17 protein-coding genes are annotated in these 21269 nt (G+C 70.1%); 8 read left to right on the top strand and 9 right to left on the bottom strand.

Annotated features, from left to right (window positions below):
- Window positions 1-15 precede the first annotated feature (15 nt).
- A complete protein-coding gene (gene secA / locus VXC91_RS22490; RefSeq protein WP_329509114.1) occupies window positions 16-2826 on the bottom strand; it encodes a preprotein translocase subunit SecA in 2811 nt (936 codons plus the stop codon).
- 301 nt (window positions 2827-3127) lie between these two features.
- On the opposite strand from secA, the gene VXC91_RS22485 reads away from it, so the two are divergent.
- Both VXC91_RS22485 and VXC91_RS22480 read left to right on the top strand, forming a co-directional pair.
- Window positions 3128-3706, top strand: a complete 579-nt coding sequence (locus VXC91_RS22485) for a GNAT family N-acetyltransferase (protein ID WP_329509113.1) — start codon at window positions 3128-3130, stop codon at window positions 3704-3706.
- A gap of 85 nt (window positions 3707-3791) precedes the next feature.
- The gene (locus VXC91_RS22480; RefSeq protein WP_329509112.1) at window positions 3792-4994 is read left to right on the top strand and encodes a winged helix-turn-helix domain-containing protein; all 1203 of its coding nucleotides are present in this window, start codon (window positions 3792-3794) and stop codon (window positions 4992-4994) included.
- A gap of 36 nt (window positions 4995-5030) precedes the next feature.
- Here VXC91_RS22480 and VXC91_RS22475 read toward each other — a convergent pair whose 3' ends face one another.
- The 7 genes from VXC91_RS22475 to VXC91_RS22445 form a co-directional block, all read right to left on the bottom strand.
- On the bottom strand, window positions 5031-5777 hold the full coding sequence (locus tag VXC91_RS22475) for a response regulator transcription factor (protein ID WP_329509111.1): 747 nt from the start codon (window positions 5775-5777) through the stop codon (window positions 5031-5033).
- Between the two features lie 205 nt (window positions 5778-5982).
- Window positions 5983-6675, bottom strand: coding sequence for a ribosome hibernation-promoting factor, HPF/YfiA family (hpf, locus tag VXC91_RS22470; protein ID WP_408057441.1), 693 nt, complete (start codon window positions 6673-6675; stop codon window positions 5983-5985).
- Between the two features lie 315 nt (window positions 6676-6990).
- Window positions 6991-7890 carry a ComF family protein gene (locus VXC91_RS22465; RefSeq protein ID WP_329509109.1) on the bottom strand — a complete coding sequence of 300 codons (900 nt, stop codon included), beginning with the start codon at window positions 7888-7890 and terminating at the stop codon, window positions 6991-6993.
- A 141-nt stretch (window positions 7891-8031) separates the two neighbouring features.
- A complete protein-coding gene (locus VXC91_RS22460) occupies window positions 8032-9864 on the bottom strand; it encodes an LpqB family beta-propeller domain-containing protein (protein ID WP_329509108.1) in 1833 nt (610 codons plus the stop codon).
- Window positions 9854-11884: an MtrAB system histidine kinase MtrB gene (gene mtrB, locus VXC91_RS22455; protein WP_329509107.1), complete on the bottom strand. Its 2031-nt coding sequence runs from the start codon at window positions 11882-11884 to the stop codon at window positions 9854-9856. Before mtrB ends, VXC91_RS22460 begins: the two co-directional genes overlap by 11 nt.
- 1 nt (window position 11885) lies before the next feature.
- A complete protein-coding gene (mtrA, locus tag VXC91_RS22450; protein ID WP_015659998.1) occupies window positions 11886-12575 on the bottom strand; it encodes a two-component system response regulator MtrA in 690 nt (229 codons plus the stop codon).
- A gap of 241 nt (window positions 12576-12816) precedes the next feature.
- Window positions 12817-13065 carry a mycothiol transferase gene (locus VXC91_RS22445; protein WP_329509106.1) on the bottom strand — a complete coding sequence of 83 codons (249 nt, stop codon included), beginning with the start codon at window positions 13063-13065 and terminating at the stop codon, window positions 12817-12819.
- Window positions 13066-13259: 194 nt separating this feature from the next.
- On the opposite strand from VXC91_RS22445, the gene VXC91_RS22440 reads away from it, so the two are divergent.
- On the top strand, window positions 13260-14216 hold the full coding sequence (locus VXC91_RS22440) for an RNA polymerase sigma-70 factor (RefSeq protein ID WP_329509105.1): 957 nt from the start codon (window positions 13260-13262) through the stop codon (window positions 14214-14216).
- Window positions 14217-14314: 98 nt separating this feature from the next.
- On the opposite strand, the gene mtnA is transcribed toward VXC91_RS22440, so the two are convergent.
- Window positions 14315-15460, bottom strand: coding sequence for an S-methyl-5-thioribose-1-phosphate isomerase (gene mtnA / locus VXC91_RS22435; RefSeq protein ID WP_329509104.1), 1146 nt, complete (start codon window positions 15458-15460; stop codon window positions 14315-14317).
- 141 nt (window positions 15461-15601) lie between these two features.
- Between mtnA and VXC91_RS22430 the strand changes: the two genes are divergently transcribed.
- Genes VXC91_RS22430 through VXC91_RS22410 form a run of 5 tightly spaced genes read left to right on the top strand, consistent with a single transcriptional unit; the run spans window position 15602 to window position 21164 of the window.
- Window positions 15602-16957: a glycerophosphoryl diester phosphodiesterase membrane domain-containing protein gene (locus VXC91_RS22430; RefSeq protein ID WP_329509103.1), complete on the top strand. Its 1356-nt coding sequence runs from the start codon at window positions 15602-15604 to the stop codon at window positions 16955-16957.
- 4 nt (window positions 16958-16961) lie between these two features.
- Window positions 16962-17678 carry a DUF4129 domain-containing protein gene (locus tag VXC91_RS22425; protein WP_329509102.1) on the top strand — a complete coding sequence of 239 codons (717 nt, stop codon included), beginning with the start codon at window positions 16962-16964 and terminating at the stop codon, window positions 17676-17678.
- Window positions 17675-18865 carry a DUF4350 domain-containing protein gene (locus VXC91_RS22420; protein WP_329509101.1) on the top strand — a complete coding sequence of 397 codons (1191 nt, stop codon included), beginning with the start codon at window positions 17675-17677 and terminating at the stop codon, window positions 18863-18865. Before VXC91_RS22425 ends, VXC91_RS22420 begins: the two co-directional genes overlap by 4 nt.
- Complete coding sequence (locus VXC91_RS22415) at window positions 18865-19854, top strand: AAA family ATPase (protein WP_329509122.1); 990 nt, start codon at window positions 18865-18867, stop codon at window positions 19852-19854. Before VXC91_RS22420 ends, VXC91_RS22415 begins: the two co-directional genes overlap by 1 nt.
- Window positions 19854-21164 (top strand): DUF58 domain-containing protein, encoded by a 1311-nt coding sequence (locus VXC91_RS22410; protein WP_329509100.1) that lies wholly within the window; start codon window positions 19854-19856, stop codon window positions 21162-21164. The genes VXC91_RS22415 and VXC91_RS22410 overlap by 1 nt, the downstream gene beginning before the upstream one ends.
- Window positions 21165-21269 lie beyond the last annotated feature (105 nt).

The raw sequence follows: 21269 nt of genomic DNA, 5'->3' as shown, positions 1-21269 counted from the left end.
TCGCCGGCGGCAGCGTCACTTCTTGCGGCGCCGTCCGCCCTTCGCCTGCCTGCGGCGCTCCGCGCGCGTGAGACCGTCCGCCTCCGAGCGCACCGGCTCGTCGTCGCCGACGAAGTCGCCCTCGATGATGCCGCCCTCGCCGTCCACGGTCGGCGCGGAGAAGTGCAGCCGCTCGCGGCGCTGCGGGGCGTCCAGCCCCTTGGCGCGGATCTCCGGGCGGGCGGCCTGCGCCGCCACCGCCTCTTCCTTCTCCAGGGACGTCTTGGCGTCCTCGACGGGGACCTCCTCGACCTGCTGCTCGACCTGGACCTCCAGGTTGAACAGGTAGCCGACGGACTCCTCCTTGATGCCCTCCATCATCGCGGTGAACATGTCGAAGCCCTCGCGCTGGTACTCGACCAGCGGGTCCTTCTGCGCCATCGCGCGCAGGCCGATGCCCTCCTGGAGGTAGTCCATCTCGTAGAGGTGCTCACGCCACTTGCGGTCCAGGACCGACAGCACGACCCGGCGCTCCAGCTCACGCATGATCTCGGAGCCGAGCTGCGTCTCACGCTGTTCGTACTGCTCGTGGATGTCGTCCTTGATGGACTCGGCGACGAACTCGGCGGTCAGCCCGGCCCGGTCACCGGTCTCCTCCTCCAGCTCCTCGACGGTGACCCGCACCGGGTAGAGCTGCTTGAAGGCGCCCCACAGCCGATCCAGGTCCCATTCCTCGGCGAAGCCCTCGGCCGTCTCGGCGGCGACGTAGGCGTCGATCGTGTCGTCCATGAAGTGCTGGATCTGCTCGTGCAGGTCCTCACCCTCCAGGACACGGCGCCGCTCGCCGTAGATGACCTCACGCTGCCGGTTGAGGACCTCGTCGTACTTGAGGACGTTCTTCCGGGTCTCGAAGTTCTGCTGCTCGACCTGCGACTGGGCGGACGCGATCGCGCGCGTGACCATCTTGTTCTCGATCGGCACGTCGTCCGGCACGTTGGCCATCGACATGACGCGCTCGACCATCTGGGCCTTGAACAGGCGCATCAGGTCGTCGCCCAAAGAGAGGTAGAAGCGGGACTCGCCGGGGTCGCCCTGACGGCCACTACGACCGCGCAGCTGGTTGTCGATACGGCGCGACTCGTGCCGCTCGGTGCCCAGCACGTACAGGCCGCCGAGCTCCTCGACCTCGTCCTTCTCGGCCTTGACCGCCAGCTCGGCCCGCTCCAGGGCGGCGGGCAGGGCCCCGGCCCACTCCTCGATGTGCTCCTCGGGGTCGAGCCCACGCTGGCGCAGCTCGGCTTCGGCGAGGTCCTCGGGGTTGCCGCCGAGCTTGATGTCCGTACCACGGCCGGCCATGTTGGTGGCCACGGTCACGGCGCCCTTGCGGCCGGCCTGGGCGACGATCACGGCCTCGCGGTCGTGCTGCTTGGCGTTGAGCACCTCGTGCTGGATGCCGCGCTTGGCGAGCTGCTGCGAGAGGTACTCGGACTTCTCGACCGAGGTGGTGCCGACGAGGATCGGCTGGCCCTTCTCGTGCTTCTCGGCGATGTCGTCGACGACCGCCTCGAACTTGGCCACCTCGGTGCGGTAGATCAGGTCCGACTGGTCGTTGCGGATCATCGGCTTGTTGGTCGGGATCGGGACCACGCCGAGCTTGTAGATCTGGTGGAACTCGGCGGCCTCGGTCATCGCCGTACCGGTCATGCCGGAGAGCTTCTTGTAGAGGCGGAAGAAGTTCTGGAGGGTGATCGTGGCGAGTGTCTGGTTCTCGTCCTTGATGTCCACCCCTTCCTTCGCCTCGATCGCCTGGTGCATGCCCTCGTTGTAACGGCGGCCGGCGAGGATACGGCCGGTGTGCTCGTCGACGATCATGACCTCGCCGTCGATGACGACGTAGTCCTTGTCCTTCTTGAAGAGTTCCTTGGCCTTGATCGCGTTGTTCAGGTAGCCCACCAGCGGGGTGTTCACCGACTCGTAGAGGTTGTCGATGCCCAGCCAGTCCTCGACCTTGCTGACACCGGACTCGTGGATGGCGACCGTACGCTTCTTCTCGTCGACGTCGTAGTCGCCGGTCTCCTCGACGCCCTTCATCGGGTTGCCCGCCTCGCCCCTCTTCAGACGCGTGACCAGCTTGGCGAAGTCGCCGTACCACTTGGTGGCCTGGTCGGCCGGGCCGGAGATGATCAGCGGCGTACGGGCCTCGTCGACCAGGATGGAGTCGACCTCGTCGACGATCGCGAAGTTGTGGCCGCGCTGGACGAGTTCGTCCTGGGACCACGCCATGTTGTCGCGCAGGTAGTCGAAGCCGAACTCGTTGTTCGTGCCGTACGTGATGTCGTACCCGTACTGCTCGCGACGCTGGGCCGGCGTCATGTTGGCGAGGATGCAGCCGACGTTCAGACCGAGGAACTTGTGGACGCGGCCCATCATCTCGGAGTCGCGCTCGGCCAGGTAGTCGTTGACCGTGACGATGTGGACGCCGTCTCCGGACAGCGCGTTCAGATACGCGGGCAGGGTGCCGACGAGCGTCTTGCCCTCACCGGTCTTCATCTCGGCGACATAGCCGAGATGGAGCGCGGCGCCGCCCATCAGCTGCACGTCGTAGTGGCGCTGGCCCAGGACGCGCTTGGCCGCCTCGCGGACGGTCGCGAACGCCTCGGGCAGCAGGTCGTCGAGGCTTTCGCCGTCGGCGTACCGCTGCTTGTACTCATCGGTGAGGGCCCGCAGCTCGGCGTCGGAGAGGTCGACGAAGTCCTCTTCGAGGGAGTTGACCTGGTCCGCGATGCGGTGCAGCTTGCGCAGGATCTTGCCTTCGCCTGCACGCATGATCTTCGAGAGGACGGACACGGGGGTTTGTCTCCTTGCCGGTCGGGCCTGGGACGGTCGGTTACGTAGGACAGCTTGAGCAACGGCCATCGTAAGCGAGGACCCCACCGCGCCGGGAGGTCTGCCGGTGACAGCCACTAGGACAACGGACGGGTGCGGCGGAAGGTGCCGAGTCCGTGCCACGAAAAGTAACGGGCCTTTCACGCAGTGACGAGCGCGCGGGCACAACGGCGTGGCGGGAGCGCGCGGCGGGGTCCGGGGCCACCACGGCCCAGTGTGAAAAATCATGGCGCCTAGGCGGAGGCCCGAGCAGAATCGGGCGATGGACCCCGTCACCCTGACCACCGAACGTCTCCTGCTGCGCACTGTGGGTGCGCAGGACGCGGATGCGGTGTACGCGGCCGCGCAAGACCCGGACATCCAGCGCTGGACCACGATCCCTTCGCCGTATCTGCGCGAGCACGCGGAAGGGTTCGTCGGGCAGATGGCGCCCGACGGCTGGGCGGACGGCTCGATGTTCACTTTCGGCGTGTTCCTCCCCTCCGGGACGCTGGTGGGGATGCTCGGCCTGACGATGCGCTCACCGGGCGTCGCCGAGGTGGGCTTCTGGACGGCGGAGGAACACCGGGGCAACGGCTACATCACGGAAGCGACGCTCGGCGCGTCGCGCTGGGCCTTCATCCATCTCTCGGTCGACCGCATGGAGTGGCGTGCGGAGGTGGGCAACGCCGGCTCCCGAGCGGTCGCCGAGCGCGCGGGCTTCACCATCGAGGGCGTCCTGCGCTCCGCGATCAACAACAAGGGGGTGCGCCGGGACTGCTGGGTGGGCTCGTTGCTGCCGTCGGACCTGGGACTGCCCTCGGCGGCACCGTATCTGCCGGCACCCTCCCGGACCTCCTAGCGGGCGGTCGTCCCGCGGGGACGACGACCAGGGACGAAAGCCCGGCTCACGCCGCGTTGTCAGTACCGCGCCCTACCGTGTGACCATGCCGAGTCTTCCGCGCCCCGTCACAGAACTGACCGCCGACGAAGCCCGTCGCATCGCCCTGCGCGCCCAGGGCTTCCTCGGCGCTCCTGACCGCAGGTCCGGCGTCGGCGGCGTCCTGCGCCGTCTTGGGGCGGTCCAGCTCGACACCATCTCGGTCCTCGCCCGCTCCCATGAACTCATCCCGTACGCCCGCCTGGGCGCCATAGGCCGCAGGACGGTGGACTCGGCGTACTGGACACCCCCGTCCGACGGTGCGAACGCGTCCCGGCCCCATGCGTTCGAGTACTGGTCCCACGCCGCGTGCGTGCTCCCCATCGAGGAGTGGCCCCACTTCGCCTTCCGCCGCCGCGCCTACCGCTCCCGCCCGCACTGGAACCACGCCCTCCCGGACGGCGTCTACGACCAGGTCATCAAGCAGCTGCGCAGCGAAGGCCCGCTGACGGCCACCGACTTGGGCGGCGCCAAGAAGACCAGTGAATGGTGGGACTGGTCCGGCACGAAGGTCGCGGTGGAGCGCGCGCTGATGTACGGCGAGGTGGTGTGCGTCGAGCGACGCGGCTGGAAGCGGGTGTACGACCTCGCGGAGCGCGCCGTGCCAGAGCCACTGCTCCACGACGAGCTGGACGACACCGAGTGTCTGCGCCGACTCGTCCGCCAGGCCGGCCAGTCCCTCGGCGTCGGCACGCGCGCGGACATCGCGGACTACCACCGCCTCAAAGGCGAACAGGTGGACGCGGTGATCGCGGACTCGGGCCTGGTGCCGGTGACGGTGGAGGGATGGGGCAAGGCCGCCTGGGCGGCCCCGGAGGCGCTGGAGACCCCGCCGCGCGGCCGCCACCGTACGACGCTGCTGTCGCCCTTCGACTCCCTGATCTGGGAGCGGGCGCGCACGGAGCGCATCTTCGGCTTCACGCACCGCCTGGAGGCGTATGTTCCCAAGCCGAAGCGCGTGTACGGCTACTTCGCGATGCCGGTCCTCGCCGGCGGCCGGCTGGTCGGCCGCGTGGACCCCGCGCGCGAGGGCCGCACGCTGGTCGCCAAGCAGGTCACGCTCGAGGACTCCAAGGCGATCCCGGGGGTGGCCCAGGCCCTGCTGGAGGCGGCTATGTGGGTGGACTGCACGAACGTGCGCGTGGAGCAGGTGGACGCCCCGGCCCTGCGCGAGCCGCTCGTCCGGGAACTGGCGCGTGCTCTGGCCTGACCTCCGGTACCGGCGGATCGTCTGGGGCCCGTCCCGCTAGCGGATTTCGAGGATCTTCTCCCGCATCGCGTAGACCACGGCCTCCATCCTGGAGTGCAGTTGCAGCTTCTCCAGGATGTTGCGCACATGGTTCTTCACGGTGTTCTCGGAGATGAACAACTCCTTGGCGATGTCCCGGTTGTTCATTCCCGTGGCGACGAGCTTGAGGACTTCCAACTCCCGGTCGGTCAGCCGCGGCGCCGGAACCAGTCGGCGTTCGTCGGTCCGCTGGATCATCGACTTGAACTCGGTGAGAAGTTTCGACGCCATGGACGGGCTGATCTGCGACTGCCCGTCGGCGACCGCACGGATGGCCGTGGCCACCTCGTCCGTGGAGATCTCCTTGAGGAGGTAACCGGTCGCCCCGGCCTTGATCGCGTCGTAGAGATCGGCCTCTTCGTCGCTGATGGTCAGCATGATGATCTTCGCGCTGGGCGCCACCTCCTTGATGGAGGTGCACGCCTCGATCCCGCCGCGCTTGGGCATCCGCACATCCATCAGCACGATGTCGGGAAGCAGGTCGGCCGCCTTGTCGACCGCTTCCGCGCCGTCGCCCGCCTCGCCGACGACCTGGATGTCCTCCTCGGCCGCGAGCACGATCTCCAGTCCGCGGCGGAAGAGGGCGTGGTCGTCCACGACAAGGACGCGGATGGGCTCCTTGCGTGCAGAGCCCCCCTCCGGGCCCATGCCGACGACGCCGTCGTCGGCATCCTCGTCTCGCATCGGTCCGAAGCTGTCCGCCATCGTTCCTCCCCCTGAAGGCTGTGGCCTGTGGTCCTTTGCCATCGCCAACCCAAGGCAACGGCCCACCGGTTGAGCCGTTGCCGCCATGATTCCATGCCCGGGCGACACTCCGGTGACGAAGCACGGCGCGAAGTGGTCGCACACCGGTGCCCCTGGGGGCGCACAGCTCGCCAGGGGCACCGGTTACCGCATTCACCCGGCGGGATCAGCCACCGAGCGCTCCACCTGGGGCGGCCGTCTGCGCCTGAGCCACCATCTGGTCGGTGCTCAGGTGGATGACGCCGTAGTCGTACGCGTGCCGTCGGTAGACGACGCTGGGCTGCTTGGTCTCGGAGTCGACGAACAGATAGAAGTCGTGCCCGACCAGCTCCATCTCGTAGAGCGCCTGATCGAGCGACATCGGAGCCGCGACATGGGTCTTCTCCCGGACGACGAGGGGGCCTTCGCCCTTCACCTCGAGCGATCCGATCTTCTTCGTCGGCACACCCTCCGGCTCTTCCTCCGACACGACTCCGCCGTTGCCGTTGAGGGTCACCGCACCCGGGACGTGGTCGGGCACCTCGGCTGCCGTGAGCCTACGGACTCCGCGGCGGGTGTGGCGTTTGTCGTGCTGCTTGCGCAGCCGGGCCTCGAGCTTCTCCGCCGCGAGGTCGAGTGCCGCGTACGGATCGCTGGCCGCTGCCTCCGCCCGGATCACCGGACCGCGGGAGCGGAGCGTGATCTCCACTCGGTCGGAGCGGTCGGCCTGCCGGGGGTTGGGCTCCTTGGACACCTCGACATCGAGGCTGATCACCTTGGCATCCAGCTTCTGGATCTTGTCCAGCTTCAGCTTCTCGGCCACGTGCTTCCGGAACCGCTCGGGCACCTCGGTCTTGCGGCCCTTGACGACGATGTCCACGCAGAACTCCGTTCCCGGATCGCTCCGCATCCCTGGCGGAGCATCTCCCTTGTGCACCAGGCTCCAGTGACCACCGGAGCCCCGGACTCGGTGACGTCCACCTCCTCCTCCCCCGTGGGCGAGATCTCCACCTCACCACTGCGGGTGATTGCAGAAAACCCGCAGCAAGGCAATGGAATAAGCGAGGGATGGCTCGCGCCTTTCCCTCACAACCGAACATATCTCGCCCGGCCGGATGTCGTCACCCTCTACTGCCGCGTACCTCCATTCAGGTGAATTGACCTACCCATGACCTGCAGCAATGCACGTTCTCAGTCAGTCCCGGTTCATTTCGAAAGATTCCGGCGAGGCGGCGACCACCGCCGCGCAGATCCAGTCTCCGAGGCCGTTCCCAGTGGCCATTCCTTGCGGCACTGGCGTCCGGTGCGCCGGTGCAACCATCCGTATTGCTCTCCGTTCCCCCCTTGCTTCCCCAGCCACACGTGCATACACCTCCGTGTCCGCCGTCCGTGCGTCGGCGAGCGCCGTGCGGACCGCACGCGCGGCCTCCCCCAGCGAGGCGCCCGTGGTCATCAGGTCGTCGACGAGAACGACCCGGCCGCCCGCGAGCAGCGCCACACCCGCGCCGGCCACCTCCAGCGCGCCCGCGAGGTTGGCCAGTCGCTGCCGTGCGTCCAGTCCTGCCTGGTCGGCCACGGCCCGCCGGTGCCGCAGTACGGCCGCCACCCGGGCTGCCGTCCCGCTTCTGCGCAGATCCCCCGCCGCCGCGAACGCGATCCGCCGCGCGGGATCGTGTCCCCTCGCCCGCACGGCCCGTCGCGAGGAGGGCATGGGCACAAGCAGTACGGGCACCTGACCACCGCCGGTCCCGGAGGATGCCGGGCGACCGCCGGCCTCCACAGCCCCGGACCCCGACCCGCACGCGGCCAGCCTCCTCCGTACGGCCCCCGCCAGGGCCGTCCCCAGGGGGCGCGCCAGCGGCAGTACGCCGCGCTCCTTGTGCGCCAGGAGTATGGCGCGTACGGCGCCCTCGTACGCCGCCGCAGCGTGCACCACGGGCAGTCCCGCCGGCTCCGGTACCGGTCGCACCCGGCGCGGTGCCCTTCCGTGGAGTGCCGCGCGGCACTCCGGGCACAGCACGGTGCGTGGCCTGCCGCAGCCACCGCAGTCGGCCGGCAGCACCAGGTCGGTGAGGTCGTGCCACCACCCCCGCATGACCACCACTGTGCCAACGCCCGCGACGACGTGCCAGGCCTGTGGACAACCCCGCCTGTGGACAACGGGCGGGCGCACGCCGACCGGCTCGTGGACGGCGTGGAGATCACGCCGTCCGGGGCACGGGCAGGCCTGCACGGCTCACCCCGGGTAGACGGGGGCCGTCCCCACCTTGACCACCTTCTGCCACTGGGCCCCGACCGGCAGGCGCACGATCCCGTCCTCGGAGTACGCCACCAGCGGCATACGCTCGTCCTCCGACGCCGCTATCTGCCTGACGCCCGTGAGCGAGGCCGGCGGAATGCCCGGGGGCGTGGAGCCGTCGACCTGCACATACCGCAGCTGCTGCACCCCGCCGGATTCGCGCCCGACCACCACGAGCCGGCTGTCCCCGGCCCACGACATGGCCGTGACCTCCTCCAATTGCGGAGCCACCGAATGCAGTTCCAGGATCGACACGGCACGCCGCCCGCCGGTCCCCTCGTCCCGCTCGACGCGTCCGATCTGCAGAGACGTCTTCCCGCCCCGCTCCACGATCAATGCGATCCGCACGCCGTCGGCAGCCACCCGCACCGCGCCGATGCGCCCGTCGAGGCCTGGCGTGCTCACGTCCACCGGTTCGCCCGCGCCCTGCTGCAGCATCACCAGCCGGGGCCGCTTCGGGTCGCGGTCGGCCACCCACAGGTCGCCTCCGCCGTCCCAGCTCGGCGTCGTCAGCCGGTCGGCCGGCAAAGCGCCCTGGCTGGTCAGCACCGGGTCCCCGAGCGAGGCCCCCGACACCAGCGACCCCACGTACAGGTTCCGCCCGTCGGCCGAGACCCCGGCCGCCCGCTCCTCGTCCCGCGAGACGGCGGCCGCCCGCAGCTTCTTCGTGCCCTCGCCCAGGGCGCCCGGTACCGGCTCCGGGTCCTTGGAGGAGCTGCCGCCGGACATGCGGACGAGCCGCTGCTTGCCATCGAGGAAGTATTCGTACTCCGGCCGCCTGCCCGGGCCGTGCGAGGCGATGATCTCGGCATGGTCCTCGTTCAGCTCGCACAGCTTCCTGCCGTTCGACCGCTGCAACGCGACCTGGCTCACACCGGTGGGCGTCAGGTCCTGGAGCGTGAACAGCAGCTGCGCCGCCATCCTGGTGCACTGCGTCGACCCGACCCGGTCGGCCTTGTCGTTGAGCGGCACCGTCAACTTGTTCTGGTCGTCCGGCGACAGCGAGGTGACGCCCTTCCCGAGCGCCGTGCCGGAGGGGAAGCTCGACGTCGCCACCGGGTCCAGCCAGCGCGTGGGCCCGGCCAGCAGCGAGCGGACCATCGACGTCACCGGATCCACCTTGCTGCGCACATACACCGGGTCCGCGACGGTGCTCAGCTGACCGCTCGCCGCAGCGGCCACGTTCGAGGCGTAGTAGTACTTGTTGACCGACACGTAGTTGCGCTGGAAGTCGGACTTGCCCATCACCACGCCCTGCGGCAGCGAGTCGATGCGCCACTGGTTGGTCTTCTTCTCCAGCGTGAGGTGCACCGATGTGCTGTACGGACCCGCGTCCGGCGCGTACGCGTGTTGCGAGTCCACGACGGCGAGCCTGCTTCCGGTCAGCGCGTACGCGTAATCGTCCTCCGCCTCCCGGCTCCCGGGGTGGGTGGACACGGGGTTCGGCCCGTCGGAGAGCACGGTGGTGGCCGCGTCCGGGTTCCAGCTGCGGCGCGCACCGTCGGTCAGATACTCGCGGGCCGTCTCATACTTCGGGTCGTCACTGGTCAGTGCCTCGAGGAAGCCCTGCACGATCTCCGCGGGCCCTGCGTTCTCGCGCGGCGGCACGGCGAAGACGCGCACCTGGGTGTCCTGCCGCGGCGTGGACTCGACACCGCTCAGTCCCCCGCTGTCCGGCATGGAGGCACACCCTGCCAGCAGCACGACACCGCAACCGGTGAACACCCCCGTGCGCAGCGCACGCCGTCGGCCGCCCCCCTCAGCGCCCACGAAACGTCTCCCCTTGCTTCCGTTCGTCCGGCCCGCCACCGAGCGGTGCCTCCTGTGTGCTGTCGTCGTGATGCTGCGCGGGCGCGGCCGGCCGCGGCACCACCCGCGCGCCGTTGCCGGGCAGCGCGGTCGGGTCGGCCATGGGCGTCACCGTGGCCGGCCGCGCCGCGATCGGATCGCGCGGCGACACCTTCTCACCGGTGGACTGCCTCGGCACCGTGGCGAGCTTGCCGTCCGTGCCGTGGGGCAGACCGGCGTCGTTGAGCCCGCGGTTGCGCCGGGAGTCCAGGGGCTCCAGCGGTATGGGGGAGCCACGCAGCGGCTCGTCGGCGGTCCGCGGCAGCGTCAGCCGGAACTGTGAACCCCCGCCCGGCTCGCCCCACGCCTGCAGCCAGCCGCCGTGCAGGCGCGCATCCTCCAGCGCGATGGACAGTCCCAGTCCTGTACCGCCGGTGGTGCGGGCCCGTGCCGGGTCGGCCCGCCAGAAGCGGCTGAAGACCCGGGTGGCCTCGCCGGGCTTGAGTCCCACTCCGTAGTCGCGCACCGCGATCGCGACCGCGCCGCCCGCACTGGCGAGCTTGACGGTGACGTCCTTGCCCTCGCCGTGCTCGACCGCGTTGACCACGAGGTTGCGCAGCACACGCTCGACACGCCGGGCATCGGCCTCGGCCACGACGGGCTGCTGGTCACCGACGACGCGGATCTGCGTGCCCTTGCGCTCCGCGAGCGGCTCGGCCCCGCTCACCACCCGGCGCACGACGTCCCGCAGATCGATCGCCTCCGCCTCCAGTGCCGCCGCTCCCGCGTCGAAGCGGCTGATCTCCAGCAGGTCAGCGAGCAGTGACTCGAACCGGTCCAGCTGGTCGGCGAGCAGTTCCGCCGAGCGCGCGGTCACCGGGTCGAAGTCGGCGCGCGCCTCGTGGATGACGTCGGCCGCCATCCGCACCGTCGTCAACGGCGTACGCAGCTCGTGCGAGACGTCGGACACGAACCGCCGCTGCATCCGCGACAAGTCCTCCAGCTGCTGGATCTTCAGCTGCAGGTTCTGCGCCATCTTGTTGAAGGCCTCGCCCAGGCGGGCGATGTCGTCCTCACCGGTGACCTTCATGCGTTCCTGCAGACGGCCGGCGGACAGGCGCTCGGCGATGCCCGCGGCCATCCGCACCGGTGTGACGACCTGGCGCACCACGAGCCAGGCGATGGCTCCGAGAAGCACGACCACGAAGAGCCCGGCCGTCGCCAGCGTCCCCTTGACCAGGCTCAGAGACTTCTCCTCCTGCGTGAGCGGGAAGAGGCAGTACAGCTGGTACGGATCCCCGTTCGGGTCGTTGATCTGCTTGCCGATGATGAGCCCGGGCTGCGGATCGCGGTCGCTGTCCGTGTACACGATGCGGGTGTAGCTCTGGGCCACGCCCAGACCGGCGTCCAGACGCCTGCGCAGGTCCTCCGGAACGCTCTGCCTCGGGTCCACCCCGCCCGACGCGCGAGGGCCGAGTCCGCGGTTGTCGTTGTCCGCGGCGGAGGTGCTGAGGGTGACCACGTCGAAGGCGCCCTGGCCACCGCTGGAGAGCGACTCGACGAGGTCGCCCATCCACCCGCTGATGTTCTGGACGGGGTTGTTGCCGCCCGAATTGTCGTCGCCGCCGCTCGCGCTGGCCGCGCTGTCGGCCTTCTGCCCGGCGACCGTGAAGCCGCCCGCGGCCTGACTCTGCGACGCCTTCACCTTCGCGTCCAGCAGACCGTTGCGGACCTGTCCGATGACGACGAAGCCCAGCAGCAGCACCACACCGAGCGACATCAGCAGCGTCGTGACGACGATCTTGAGCTGGATGTTGCGCCGCCACAGCCGCATCACCGGCAGCAGCGGACGGCGCACCCAGCGCATGACGAGCCGGAGGACCGGGCTGCCCTGGACTCCGCCCTGGAGCAGCCCGCCCTCGAAGAACCGTCCCCGACCGACAGGCCGCCCCGGCCGGGCGCCCGGCCGACCGGGCGCCGAAACGGCGCTGTCGCGGAACATGTCAGCTGGGTCCGGCCTTGTAACCGACGCCACGAACGGTCACCACGATCTCCGGCCGCTCCGGATCCTTCTCCACCTTGGAGCGCAGCCTCTGGACGTGAACGTTGACAAGCCGGGTGTCCGCCGCGTGACGGTAGCCCCAGACCTGCTCCAGCAGGACCTCGCGGGTGAACACCTGCCACGGCTTGCGCGCCAGCGCCACCAGCAGATCGAACTCCAGCGGCGTCAGCGCGATCGACTGCCCGTCCCGCTTCACGGAGTGACCGGCCACGTCGATGACGAGGTCGCCGATGGCGAGCTGCTCGGGTGCCGGCTCCTCCGACCTGCGCAGCCGCGCCCGGATGCGGGCCACCAGCTCCTTCGGCTTGAACGGCTTCACGATGTAGTCGTCCGCGCCCGACTCCAGACCCACCACCACATCGACGGTGTCGCTCTTGGCCGTGAGCATCACGATCGGCACGCCGGACTCCGCCCTGATCAGGCGGCACACCTCGATGCCGTCCCGCCCGGGCAGCATCAGGTCTAGCAGCACCAGGTCGGGCTTGGTCTCACGGAAGGCGGCCAGCGCCTTGTCGCCGTCGGCTACGAAAGACGGCTCAAAACCTTCACCTCGCAGCACGATGCCGAGCATCTCGGCCAGTGCTGTGTCGTCGTCGACGACAAGGACTCGTCCCTTCATAAACGACATCATCCCATTCTCATAACGGCGACCGACGCGCTGGTGAGCAGGGTCACTGGCCTGTGACGATAGTCGTACGCGACCGTCACTGTCTGCCCTCGTTCGCGGACGTTGATGTCCGTGACGGATGTCGCCGGCGTCCGCATGGCGATCGTGCGCGTCAGCGGGGCGCAGGACACGGTGCCTCCTGAGGCGCAGGGAACGTCATCGACGGGCGTCGAGCCGAGAATCCAGGTTTCCTGACCGGGAACGTTCACCGGCTCGGGACAGCCTCGTCGGGGTCGTTCTCACCCCAGCTCGGATCCACGTGCTCGCCTGCGAACCCCCAGCGCAGCCACCGCCGTTCCACGAATACGAGATGCTTGAGCAAGGCGAGCGGGGTCCAGCCGGAGGGGGGTCGAGGCAGGCGAGCAGCAGTTCGCGGGTGTCGGTCAGGGTGTCCGGGGGCTCGGGGGCATCGATCATGGGCGGACCGTAGTGCCGAGACGGCGCGGCGAACCACCTGATATTTGGGTACGACGGGCCGCCTCCCCGAATCTCACGGTCTGGGATTATGCGTCAGGCAGCGGCTCTGAGAGGGCGTCCGCCCCAGCGGATGTCCCTTTCACTGCGGATACGGGCGCGTTCCTTGCACATCACGGCGCGCGTCCTGCTGTGACGGCTTGTAGCGTGGTGTTCCAGAGCTGGAGGCTACCCATGTGCGCCGGTCATGACGCAGACTCCCTTGAGCAGGCAACGAGGGATTTCATGGCGGTACGTCCCCGACTGTTCGGCATCGCCTACCGCGTGCTCGGCAGTGCCGCGGAGGCCGAGGACATCGTCCAGGAGGCGTGGCTGCGGTGGCAGAACACCGACCGCGCCACCGTCCGGGAACCGGCAGCGTTCCTGGCCACGGTCACCACCCGCCTGGCGATCAACTGCGCTCAGTCCGCCAGGGTGCGGCGTGAGTCCTACGTCGGGCCGTGGCTTCCGGAACCGGTGGACACCAGCACGGATCCACAGCTGGGTGCGGAACGGGCAGAGGTACTCGACATGGCGGTTCTCTTCCTCCTGGAGAAGCTGAACCCCGTGGAACGGGCCGCCTACGTTCTCAGGGAAGCCTTCAACTATCCGTACAAGCAGATCGCGGACATCCTGGAAACCAGCGAAACCAATACGCGCCAGGCGGTCAGCCGCGCCCGCAAGCATCTGTCGGCGGAACGGAGAGCGCCGGTCAGTTCCAGCGACCACCGACGCCTGCTGGAGGCGTTCATCACTGCGGCGCAGACCGGTGATCTGGCGGCGCTCGAGCAGCTTCTCACGGCGGACGTGGTCAGCTACGCCGACAGCGAAGGGAAGCGCGGGGCAGCCAAGATTCCGGTCGTCGGACGTCCACACGTCTCCAAGACCCTTGTCGCCTACTCACCGCGTTTCTGGCCCCAGACGGAAATCCGCTGGGTCGAGGCCAACGGCAGGCCGGCCGCCCTGGTCACGGCCCGCGGAAACGCGGTGGCTCTGGTGACCGCCGATGTGTCGGAGCGAGGCATCGAACGCCTCATGTGGGTGGTGAGTCCAGCGAAACTGGATCCCTATGTAGCTTCGCTGGAGGAAGCAGCCCTTTCCGCAGCTTCTGCGTCCGAGCGGCCTGCTGCGGGTCGAGGCAGGTCAGGATGACCCTGGTCTACTCGCACCCAAGATGTCACGGCCCCTCTCCCGAATCGCCGCGGGTGGAGGAACCGTTTTCGTCGGTCGTGCCGACACCATCCCATTGACTAAATCTTTACCTGGCGTGACCTGTCACACAGCGCAGCAAGTGCCTCCGCAGTCACGGGCGAGACGACACCCTCTTCGGTGACGATCGCCGTCACCAGTTCGGGCGGCGTCACATCGAACGCCGGGTTGTACGCCTGGGTCCCCAGAGGTGCCACCGGTATTCCGCCTCCCGCTTCCGCTCCCGCCATCGGCGCCCTTGGTACGGTGACCTCCGTCACCTCGTGTCCGGCCCGCTGTTCGACCTCGATGGACGCACCGTCCGGCGTGTGCGGATCCACCGTCGTCACCGGCGCCACCACGACGAACGGCACATGGTGATACCTGGCCAGCACCGCGAGCGGATAGCTCCCCACCTTGTTCGCCACCGAACCGTCGGCGGCGATCCGGTCCGCCCCGATCAGTACGGCGTCCACCTCCCCGGCCGCGAAGAGCGAGCCCGCCGCGTTGTCCGTGAGCAAGGTGTACGGCATCCCGTTGCGGGCCGCCTCGTACGCCGTCAAGCGAGCACCTTGCAGCAACGGACGCGTCTCGTCCACCCAGAGCCTGCGCAACCGGCCCCCGCGGTGCGCGGCGAGGGCCACCGCGAACGCCGTGCCCTCCCCACCGGAGACCAGCGCTCCCGTGTTGCAGTGCGTGAGCACCCGATGCCCGCCACCCGGCAGCAGCTCGTCCAGCAGGGCCAGCCCGTGCCGCGCCATCCGCGCGCTCGCCTCGGCATCCTCCCGGTGCAGTGCCCGCGCCGCGGCGAGCGCCGCCTCGGCGGCCTGCTCCAGGCTGCCGCCGTCGGCGAGCACCGCCTGGTACGCGGCCTGGGCCCTGCGCACGCCGACGACCAGGTTCACCGCGGTGGGCCGCGCGCCCGCCAGTGCGGCGGCGGCCTCGTCCACGTCGAAACCGCGCGCCGCGGCAAGCGCGACGCCGTACGCCCCGGCTATCCCGAGCACCGGCGCCCCCCGAACGGCGAGGGTGCGGATCGCCTCCACCAGGGCCGGCGCGTCCGTGCACACGAGCTCGACTTCGTCCGTGGGCAGCGTTCTCTGGTCGAGAAGCACCAGCACGGGCCCCTCGGGCGGCTGGTCCCAGCGGATCACGGGTATCTCCGCCGACTGCTTGTCCTCGCCGAATTGCGCGTACTGATCAGCCATGCGGTCAGTCTGCCCCGTACCCGGCCGACAATTGAAGGCATCCAGCACGCTCTCCCCCCGGTCCCCTGACGAGCGCAGCGTGGCACGATGGCTGCCTACTCGCCGCCGCGCCCCGCGGACGGGCACCGTGAAGGAGCGATGATGGAAGACACTCCGGGCTGGGCCTCGCCCGGATCTGCCCCCTCCGACGGGCGGCAGCCGGACGCCTCCGGCGCGCAGCCCCCGAAGCAGCCTTCGGACCAGAGCGGTGCCGATCAGCCGCATCCACCGAACTGGTCCAAGGAGCAGCCCCCGCCCGCCCAGTGGACCGCTCCCCAGCCTCAGGGGCCCGGCCAGGCAGCCCCGCCTCCTCCTCCACCCGGCCCGGGCTGGGGCGGCTACCCTCCCGCCACTCCCGGCGGCTACGGAGGCCAGGGCGCCGGACACGGCGGCTCGGGCGGTCCCGGTCCCGACCGTGGCTTCGGCGGCTACGGGGCCTGGGGCGGAACCTGGGGCCCGCCGCCCGCCGCCAAGCCCGGCGTGATCCCGCTGCGCCCGCTCGGCGTCGGCGAGATCCTCGACGGCGCGGTCTCCACCATGCGCACCCACTGGCGCACAGTGCTCGGCATCTCGCTGACCGTCGCCGTGCTCACGGAGACACTCGTCATCCTGCTCCAGAAGCTCGTCCTGAACGACAGCGCCACCACGGAGACGCTCAACAACCCCAACGCCTCCTTCCGCGAAGTGAGCCGCACGCTGGGCAGCGTCGTGCTGAGCTCCGCCGTCGTCTCGCTCATCGCCCTGCTCGGGACGATCGTCGCCACGGCCCTGCTCACCACCGTCACCAGCCGGGCCGTGCTCGGCAGGCCGGTGACCACCGCCGAGGCCTGGCGGGACGCCCGCCCGCAGTTGCTGAGGCTGCTGGGCCTCACGCTCCTGCTGCCGCTCATCGCCGTCGGCATCATCACCGCGGGCGCGCTGCCCGGCATCATCGTCGCGGTGGCCGGGTCGGTGTCTGCCGGCGTCGCGCTGGCCGTCCTCGGAGGTGTCGCGGGTGGTGTCGTCGCCGTGTGGATCGTGATGCGCTTCTCGCTCGCCTCGCCCGCCCTGATGCTGGAGAAGCAGAGCATCCGCAAGGCGATGAGCCGCTCTGTGAAGCTGGTGCGGGGCTCCTGGTGGCGGGTCACCGGTATACAGGTGCTCGCCCAGATCATCGCGAGCATCGTGGCGTCGCTCGTCGTGGTCCCCTTCGCCTTCCTCGCCGGAGCGCTCGGCGGCGACGGCATCGGCGGTTTTTTCAACGGCACCGCCGACAGCGTCGGCTGGACTTTCCTCATCGTCGGCGGGATCGGCTCGGTGATCGGACGCATGCTCACCTTCCCGATCAGTGCCGGCGTGACCGTGCTGCTCTACATCGACCAGCGCATCCGGCGCGAAGCCCTCGACCTCGAACTGGCCCGTGCGGCCGGGGTCCCGGAGCACGGCCCCGCGACCCCGGGCGCCACCCCCGGGAGCTGATGCGGTGAGCCTGACGGGGGGAGTGCTGAACGTCGTTCCGGTGCTGTGGCACTCGGGCGACGAACCACCTGTGACGATCTCGCGGGACCCGGCGCGGGAGGCGGCCCGGCGTGAGCTGTCCAAGCGGATGTACCACGAGAACGACCCGGGGTTGCTGCAGCGCGCCCTGAACGCCTTCTGGGACTGGGTCGAACGGCTCTTCAATGCCGCCTCGACCGCGACGCCCGGCGGCGCGCTGGGCCTCGTCGTCATCGTCCTGGCGGTCCTCGCGGTCCTCGGGGCCCTGTGGTGGCGCCTTGGCACCCCGCGACACACGACCACGACCTCCGCGACACTCTTCGACGACCGTCCCCGAAGTGCCGCCGAACATCGAGCGGCCGCCGAGGCGCATGCCGCCCAGGGCCACTGGAGCCAGGCCGCCCAGGAACGCATGCGCGCCATCGTGCGCTCCCTGGAGGAACGCGCCCTGCTCGACGTACGGCCCGGCCGTACCGCCGACGAAGCCGCCTCCGAAGCCGGCCGCACCCTCCCGGACCACGCGGACCGGCTGCGCGCCGCGGCCCGTGACTTCGACGACGTCACATACGGTGGCCGCGCCGCGGGCGAAGGAACGTACCGCCGGCTGGCCACCCTGGACGAAGACCTCGAGCACACCAGGCCCGAGTTCGCAGGAAGCGTCCCTGCCATGGCCCCCGACGCAGGCCAGGGAGCCGCCGGATGACCATCGAGGCCACGCCCGCGTCCACCTCGGTCTCGCCCACCACGCGCCAGGTGTGGACCCGGGCACGCGGCATCCTGCTCGCCGTCACGGTCCTCCTGATCGGCGCTGTGGTGATCGCCGTCGTCCGCTCCGACGCCCATAACGGCCGCCTGGACCCGCGCTCCGCCGACCCCTACGGAAGCCGTGCCGTCACCGCCCTGCTCGCCGACCGAGGGGTGTCCACCCGCGTCGTCACCACCCTCGACGAGGCCCGCACCGCGGCCGGCCCCGACACCACGCTGCTGATCGCCGTGCCCGATCAGTTGACGAACCGTCAACAGAGGCTGGTGCAGCAGGCGATGCAGCACTCCGGCGGCCGGATGATCCTCATCGCCCCCGCGAGCTCCGTCGGCGCGCTCGCCCCCGGGATCTCGGCCGACCCCGCCATCAGCTTCGACTCGACGCTGGACCCGGACTGCGGACTGCCCGCGGCCCGGCGAGCGGGCACCGCCGACACGGGCGGGGTCCGCTACGTGGCGGACGCCGCCCGCGCCGAGACGTGCTACCCCAGCGACGGGCTGCCCACCCTGGTGCGTCTCCCGGCTGTCTCGGGGAGTGGCGACACCGTTGTTCTCGGTTCGCCAGACATCCTGTACAACAACCGTCTCGACAAGGAGGGCAACGCCTCGCTCGCCCTCCAACTGCTCGGTTCCCGCTCCCATGTGGTCTGGTACCTCCCCTCGCTGTCCGACCCCTCGGCCACGGATTCCGGCCACAAGAGCTTCTTCGACCTGCTGCCCACGGGCTGGCTCTGGGGCACGCTGCAACTCTTCATCGCCGCGGCCGTCGCCGCCCTCTGGCGGGCACGCCGTCTCGGCCCGCTCGTCCCCGAAAAGCTCCCCGTGGCGATCCGCGCCTCCGAAGCCGTCGAAGGCCGCGCACGCCTCTATCGCAAGGCCAACGCCCGCGACCGTGCGGCCGACGCCCTGCGCTCCGCCACCCGCGCCCGACTCGCCCCCCTCGTGGGCATCCCCCTTACCCAGGCGCATGCGCCCGAGGCCCTGCTCCCCGCGCTGTCCGCGCACCTCCACGGCCACGGACCGTCCCTGCACTCGCTCCTCTTCGGCCCGCCGCCCGGCGACGACGCGGCCCTGATCGCCCTCGCCGACCAACTCGACGCCCTCGAAAGTGAGGTACGCCGTCCATGATGGACCCGACCACTGACAACGCCGGGTACGCAGGGGACGCGGGCACGGCCCGCGGCTCGCTGGAGGCCCTGCGCGCCGAGATCGCCAAAGCCGTGGTCGGCCAGGACCCCGCCGTGACCGGTCTCGTCGTCGCCCTCCTCTGCCGTGGACACGTTCTCCTCGAAGGGGTGCCGGGTGTCGCCAAGACACTGCTGGTCCGGGCCCTCGCGTCCGCCCTCGAACTCGACACCAAGCGCGTCCAGTTCACGCCCGACCTGATGCCGAGCGATGTCACGGGCTCCCTCGTCTACGACGCCAGGACCGCCGAGTTCTCCTTCCAGCCCGGGCCGGTCTTCACCAACCTGCTCCTCGCCGACGAGATCAACCGCACGCCGCCCAAGACCCAGTCGTCCCTCCTCGAAGCGATGGAGGAGCGCCAGGTCACGGTCGACGGCACACCGCGCCCGCTCCCCGAGCCGTTCCTGGTGGCGGCGACACAGAACCCGGTCGAGTACGAGGGCACGTATCCGCTCCCGGAAGCCCAACTGGACCGCTTCCTGCTGAAACTGACGGTCCCTCTGCCCTCTCGACAGGACGAGATCGACGTCGTCACCCGGCACGCCGCGGGCTTCAACCCGCGCGATCTGCGTGCCGCCGGCGTACGCCCCGTGGCGAGCGCCGCCGACCTCGAGGCCGCACGCACCGCCGTCGCGAAGACGACGGTCTCCCCGGAGATCGCCGCCTACGTCGTGGACATCTGCCGTGCCACCCGGGAATCCCCGTCCCTCACCCTTGGTGTGTCGCCCCGCGGCGCGACGGCGCTCCTCTCCACCGCACGCGCCTGGGCCTGGCTGACGGGCCGTGACTACGTCATCCCCGACGACGTGAAGGCGCTGGCTCTCCCGACACTCCGTCACCGCATCCAGCTCCGTCCCGAGGCGGAGATGGAAGGTGTGACCGCCGACTCGGTCATCAACGCGATCCTCACCCACGTCCCCGTCCCCCGCTGATGGCACTCACCGGACGCGCCGCCCTCCTGGCGGCACTCGGCACCCTCCCGGTCGGCATCTGGGAGCCCGGCTGGACGGGCATCATCGCCGTCAACGGCCCCCTCGCACTGGCGTGTGCCTGCGACTTCGCACTGGCCGCGCCCGTGCGACGGCTGGGTCTGACCCGTTCCGGTGACACATCGGTACGCCTGGGCGAGCCCGTCGACGTGACGCTCACCGTCACGAACCCCTCCGGCCGCCCCCTGCGGGCCCGCGTGCGTGACGCCTGGCCCCCCAGCAGTTGGGAGCCCGGCACCGAGATGTCCGCGTCCCGCCACAGCCTGACGGTCCCTCCGGGCGAGCGCCGTCGCCTGACGTCTCGTCTACGGCCCACCCGCCGGGGTGACCGGCACGCGGACCGCGTCACGATCCGCTCCTACGGCCCGCTCGGGCTCTTCTCCCGTCAAGGCACTCACAAGGTCCCATGGACGGTCCGGGTCCTGCCGCCTTTCACCAGCCGCAAGCACCTTCCGTCCAAACTGGCCCGTCTCCGTGAACTCGACGGCCGCACGAGTGTGTTGACCCGCGGCGAGGGCACCGAGTTCGACAGTCTGCGTGACTACGTCCCCGGGGACGACACCCGCTCCATCGACTGGCGCGCGACGGCCCGCCAGACCACGGTCGCGGTGCGCACATGGCGCCCGGAACGGGACCGCCACATCCTGCTCGTCCTGGACACGGGCCGCACCTCGGCCGGCCGGGTCGGCGACACCCCACGCCTGGACGCCGCCATGGATGCCGCGCTTCTGTTGGCCGCCCTGGCCTCCCGGGCCGGCGACCGTGTGGACCTGCTCGCCTACGACCGCCGCGTGCGTGCCCTGGTCCAAGGTCGTGCCGCACGCGAAGTCCTGCCGTCCCTGGTCGACGCCATGGCGGCGCTGGAGCCGGAACTCGTGGAGACGGACGCGCGTGGCCTCGCGGCCACCGCCCTTCGCACCGCGCCACGCAGTTCTCTGATCGTCCTGCTGACCACCCTCGACACGGCCCCGGTCGAAGAGGGGCTCCTGCCTGTGCTGTCCCGCCTCACCCGGCGCCATACGGTGCTGCTGGCGTCGGTGGCCGATCCGCATATCGCCGGCATGGCGACGGCTCGGGGAAGCACTGACGCGGTGTACGAGGCAGCAGCTGCGGCCCAGGCCCAGGCCGAACGCACCCGAACAGCCGAACGGTTGCGCCGCCGTGGGGTCACCGTCGTGGACGCGACTCCATCGGAACTGGCGCCTGCACTGGCGGACGCCTATCTCGCGCTCAAGGCCGCGGGTCGTCTCTGAATTCAATGCGCATGGGCAGGGGAGTCCGGACTCCCCTGATCCCGGATTGATCCCCGAAAGCAGACCCAAAAAATGCGGCCAAAAATGCGGAAAACCCCATACCAG

Origin of the sequence: Streptomyces chiangmaiensis, assembly GCF_036281785.1 — a bacterium.
GTDB classification, from domain to species: Bacteria; Actinomycetota; Actinomycetes; order Streptomycetales; family Streptomycetaceae; genus Streptomyces; species Streptomyces chiangmaiensis.
Note: the sequence above shows the minus strand (reverse complement) of the source record. Positions and strands in the feature narration are given on the sequence as shown.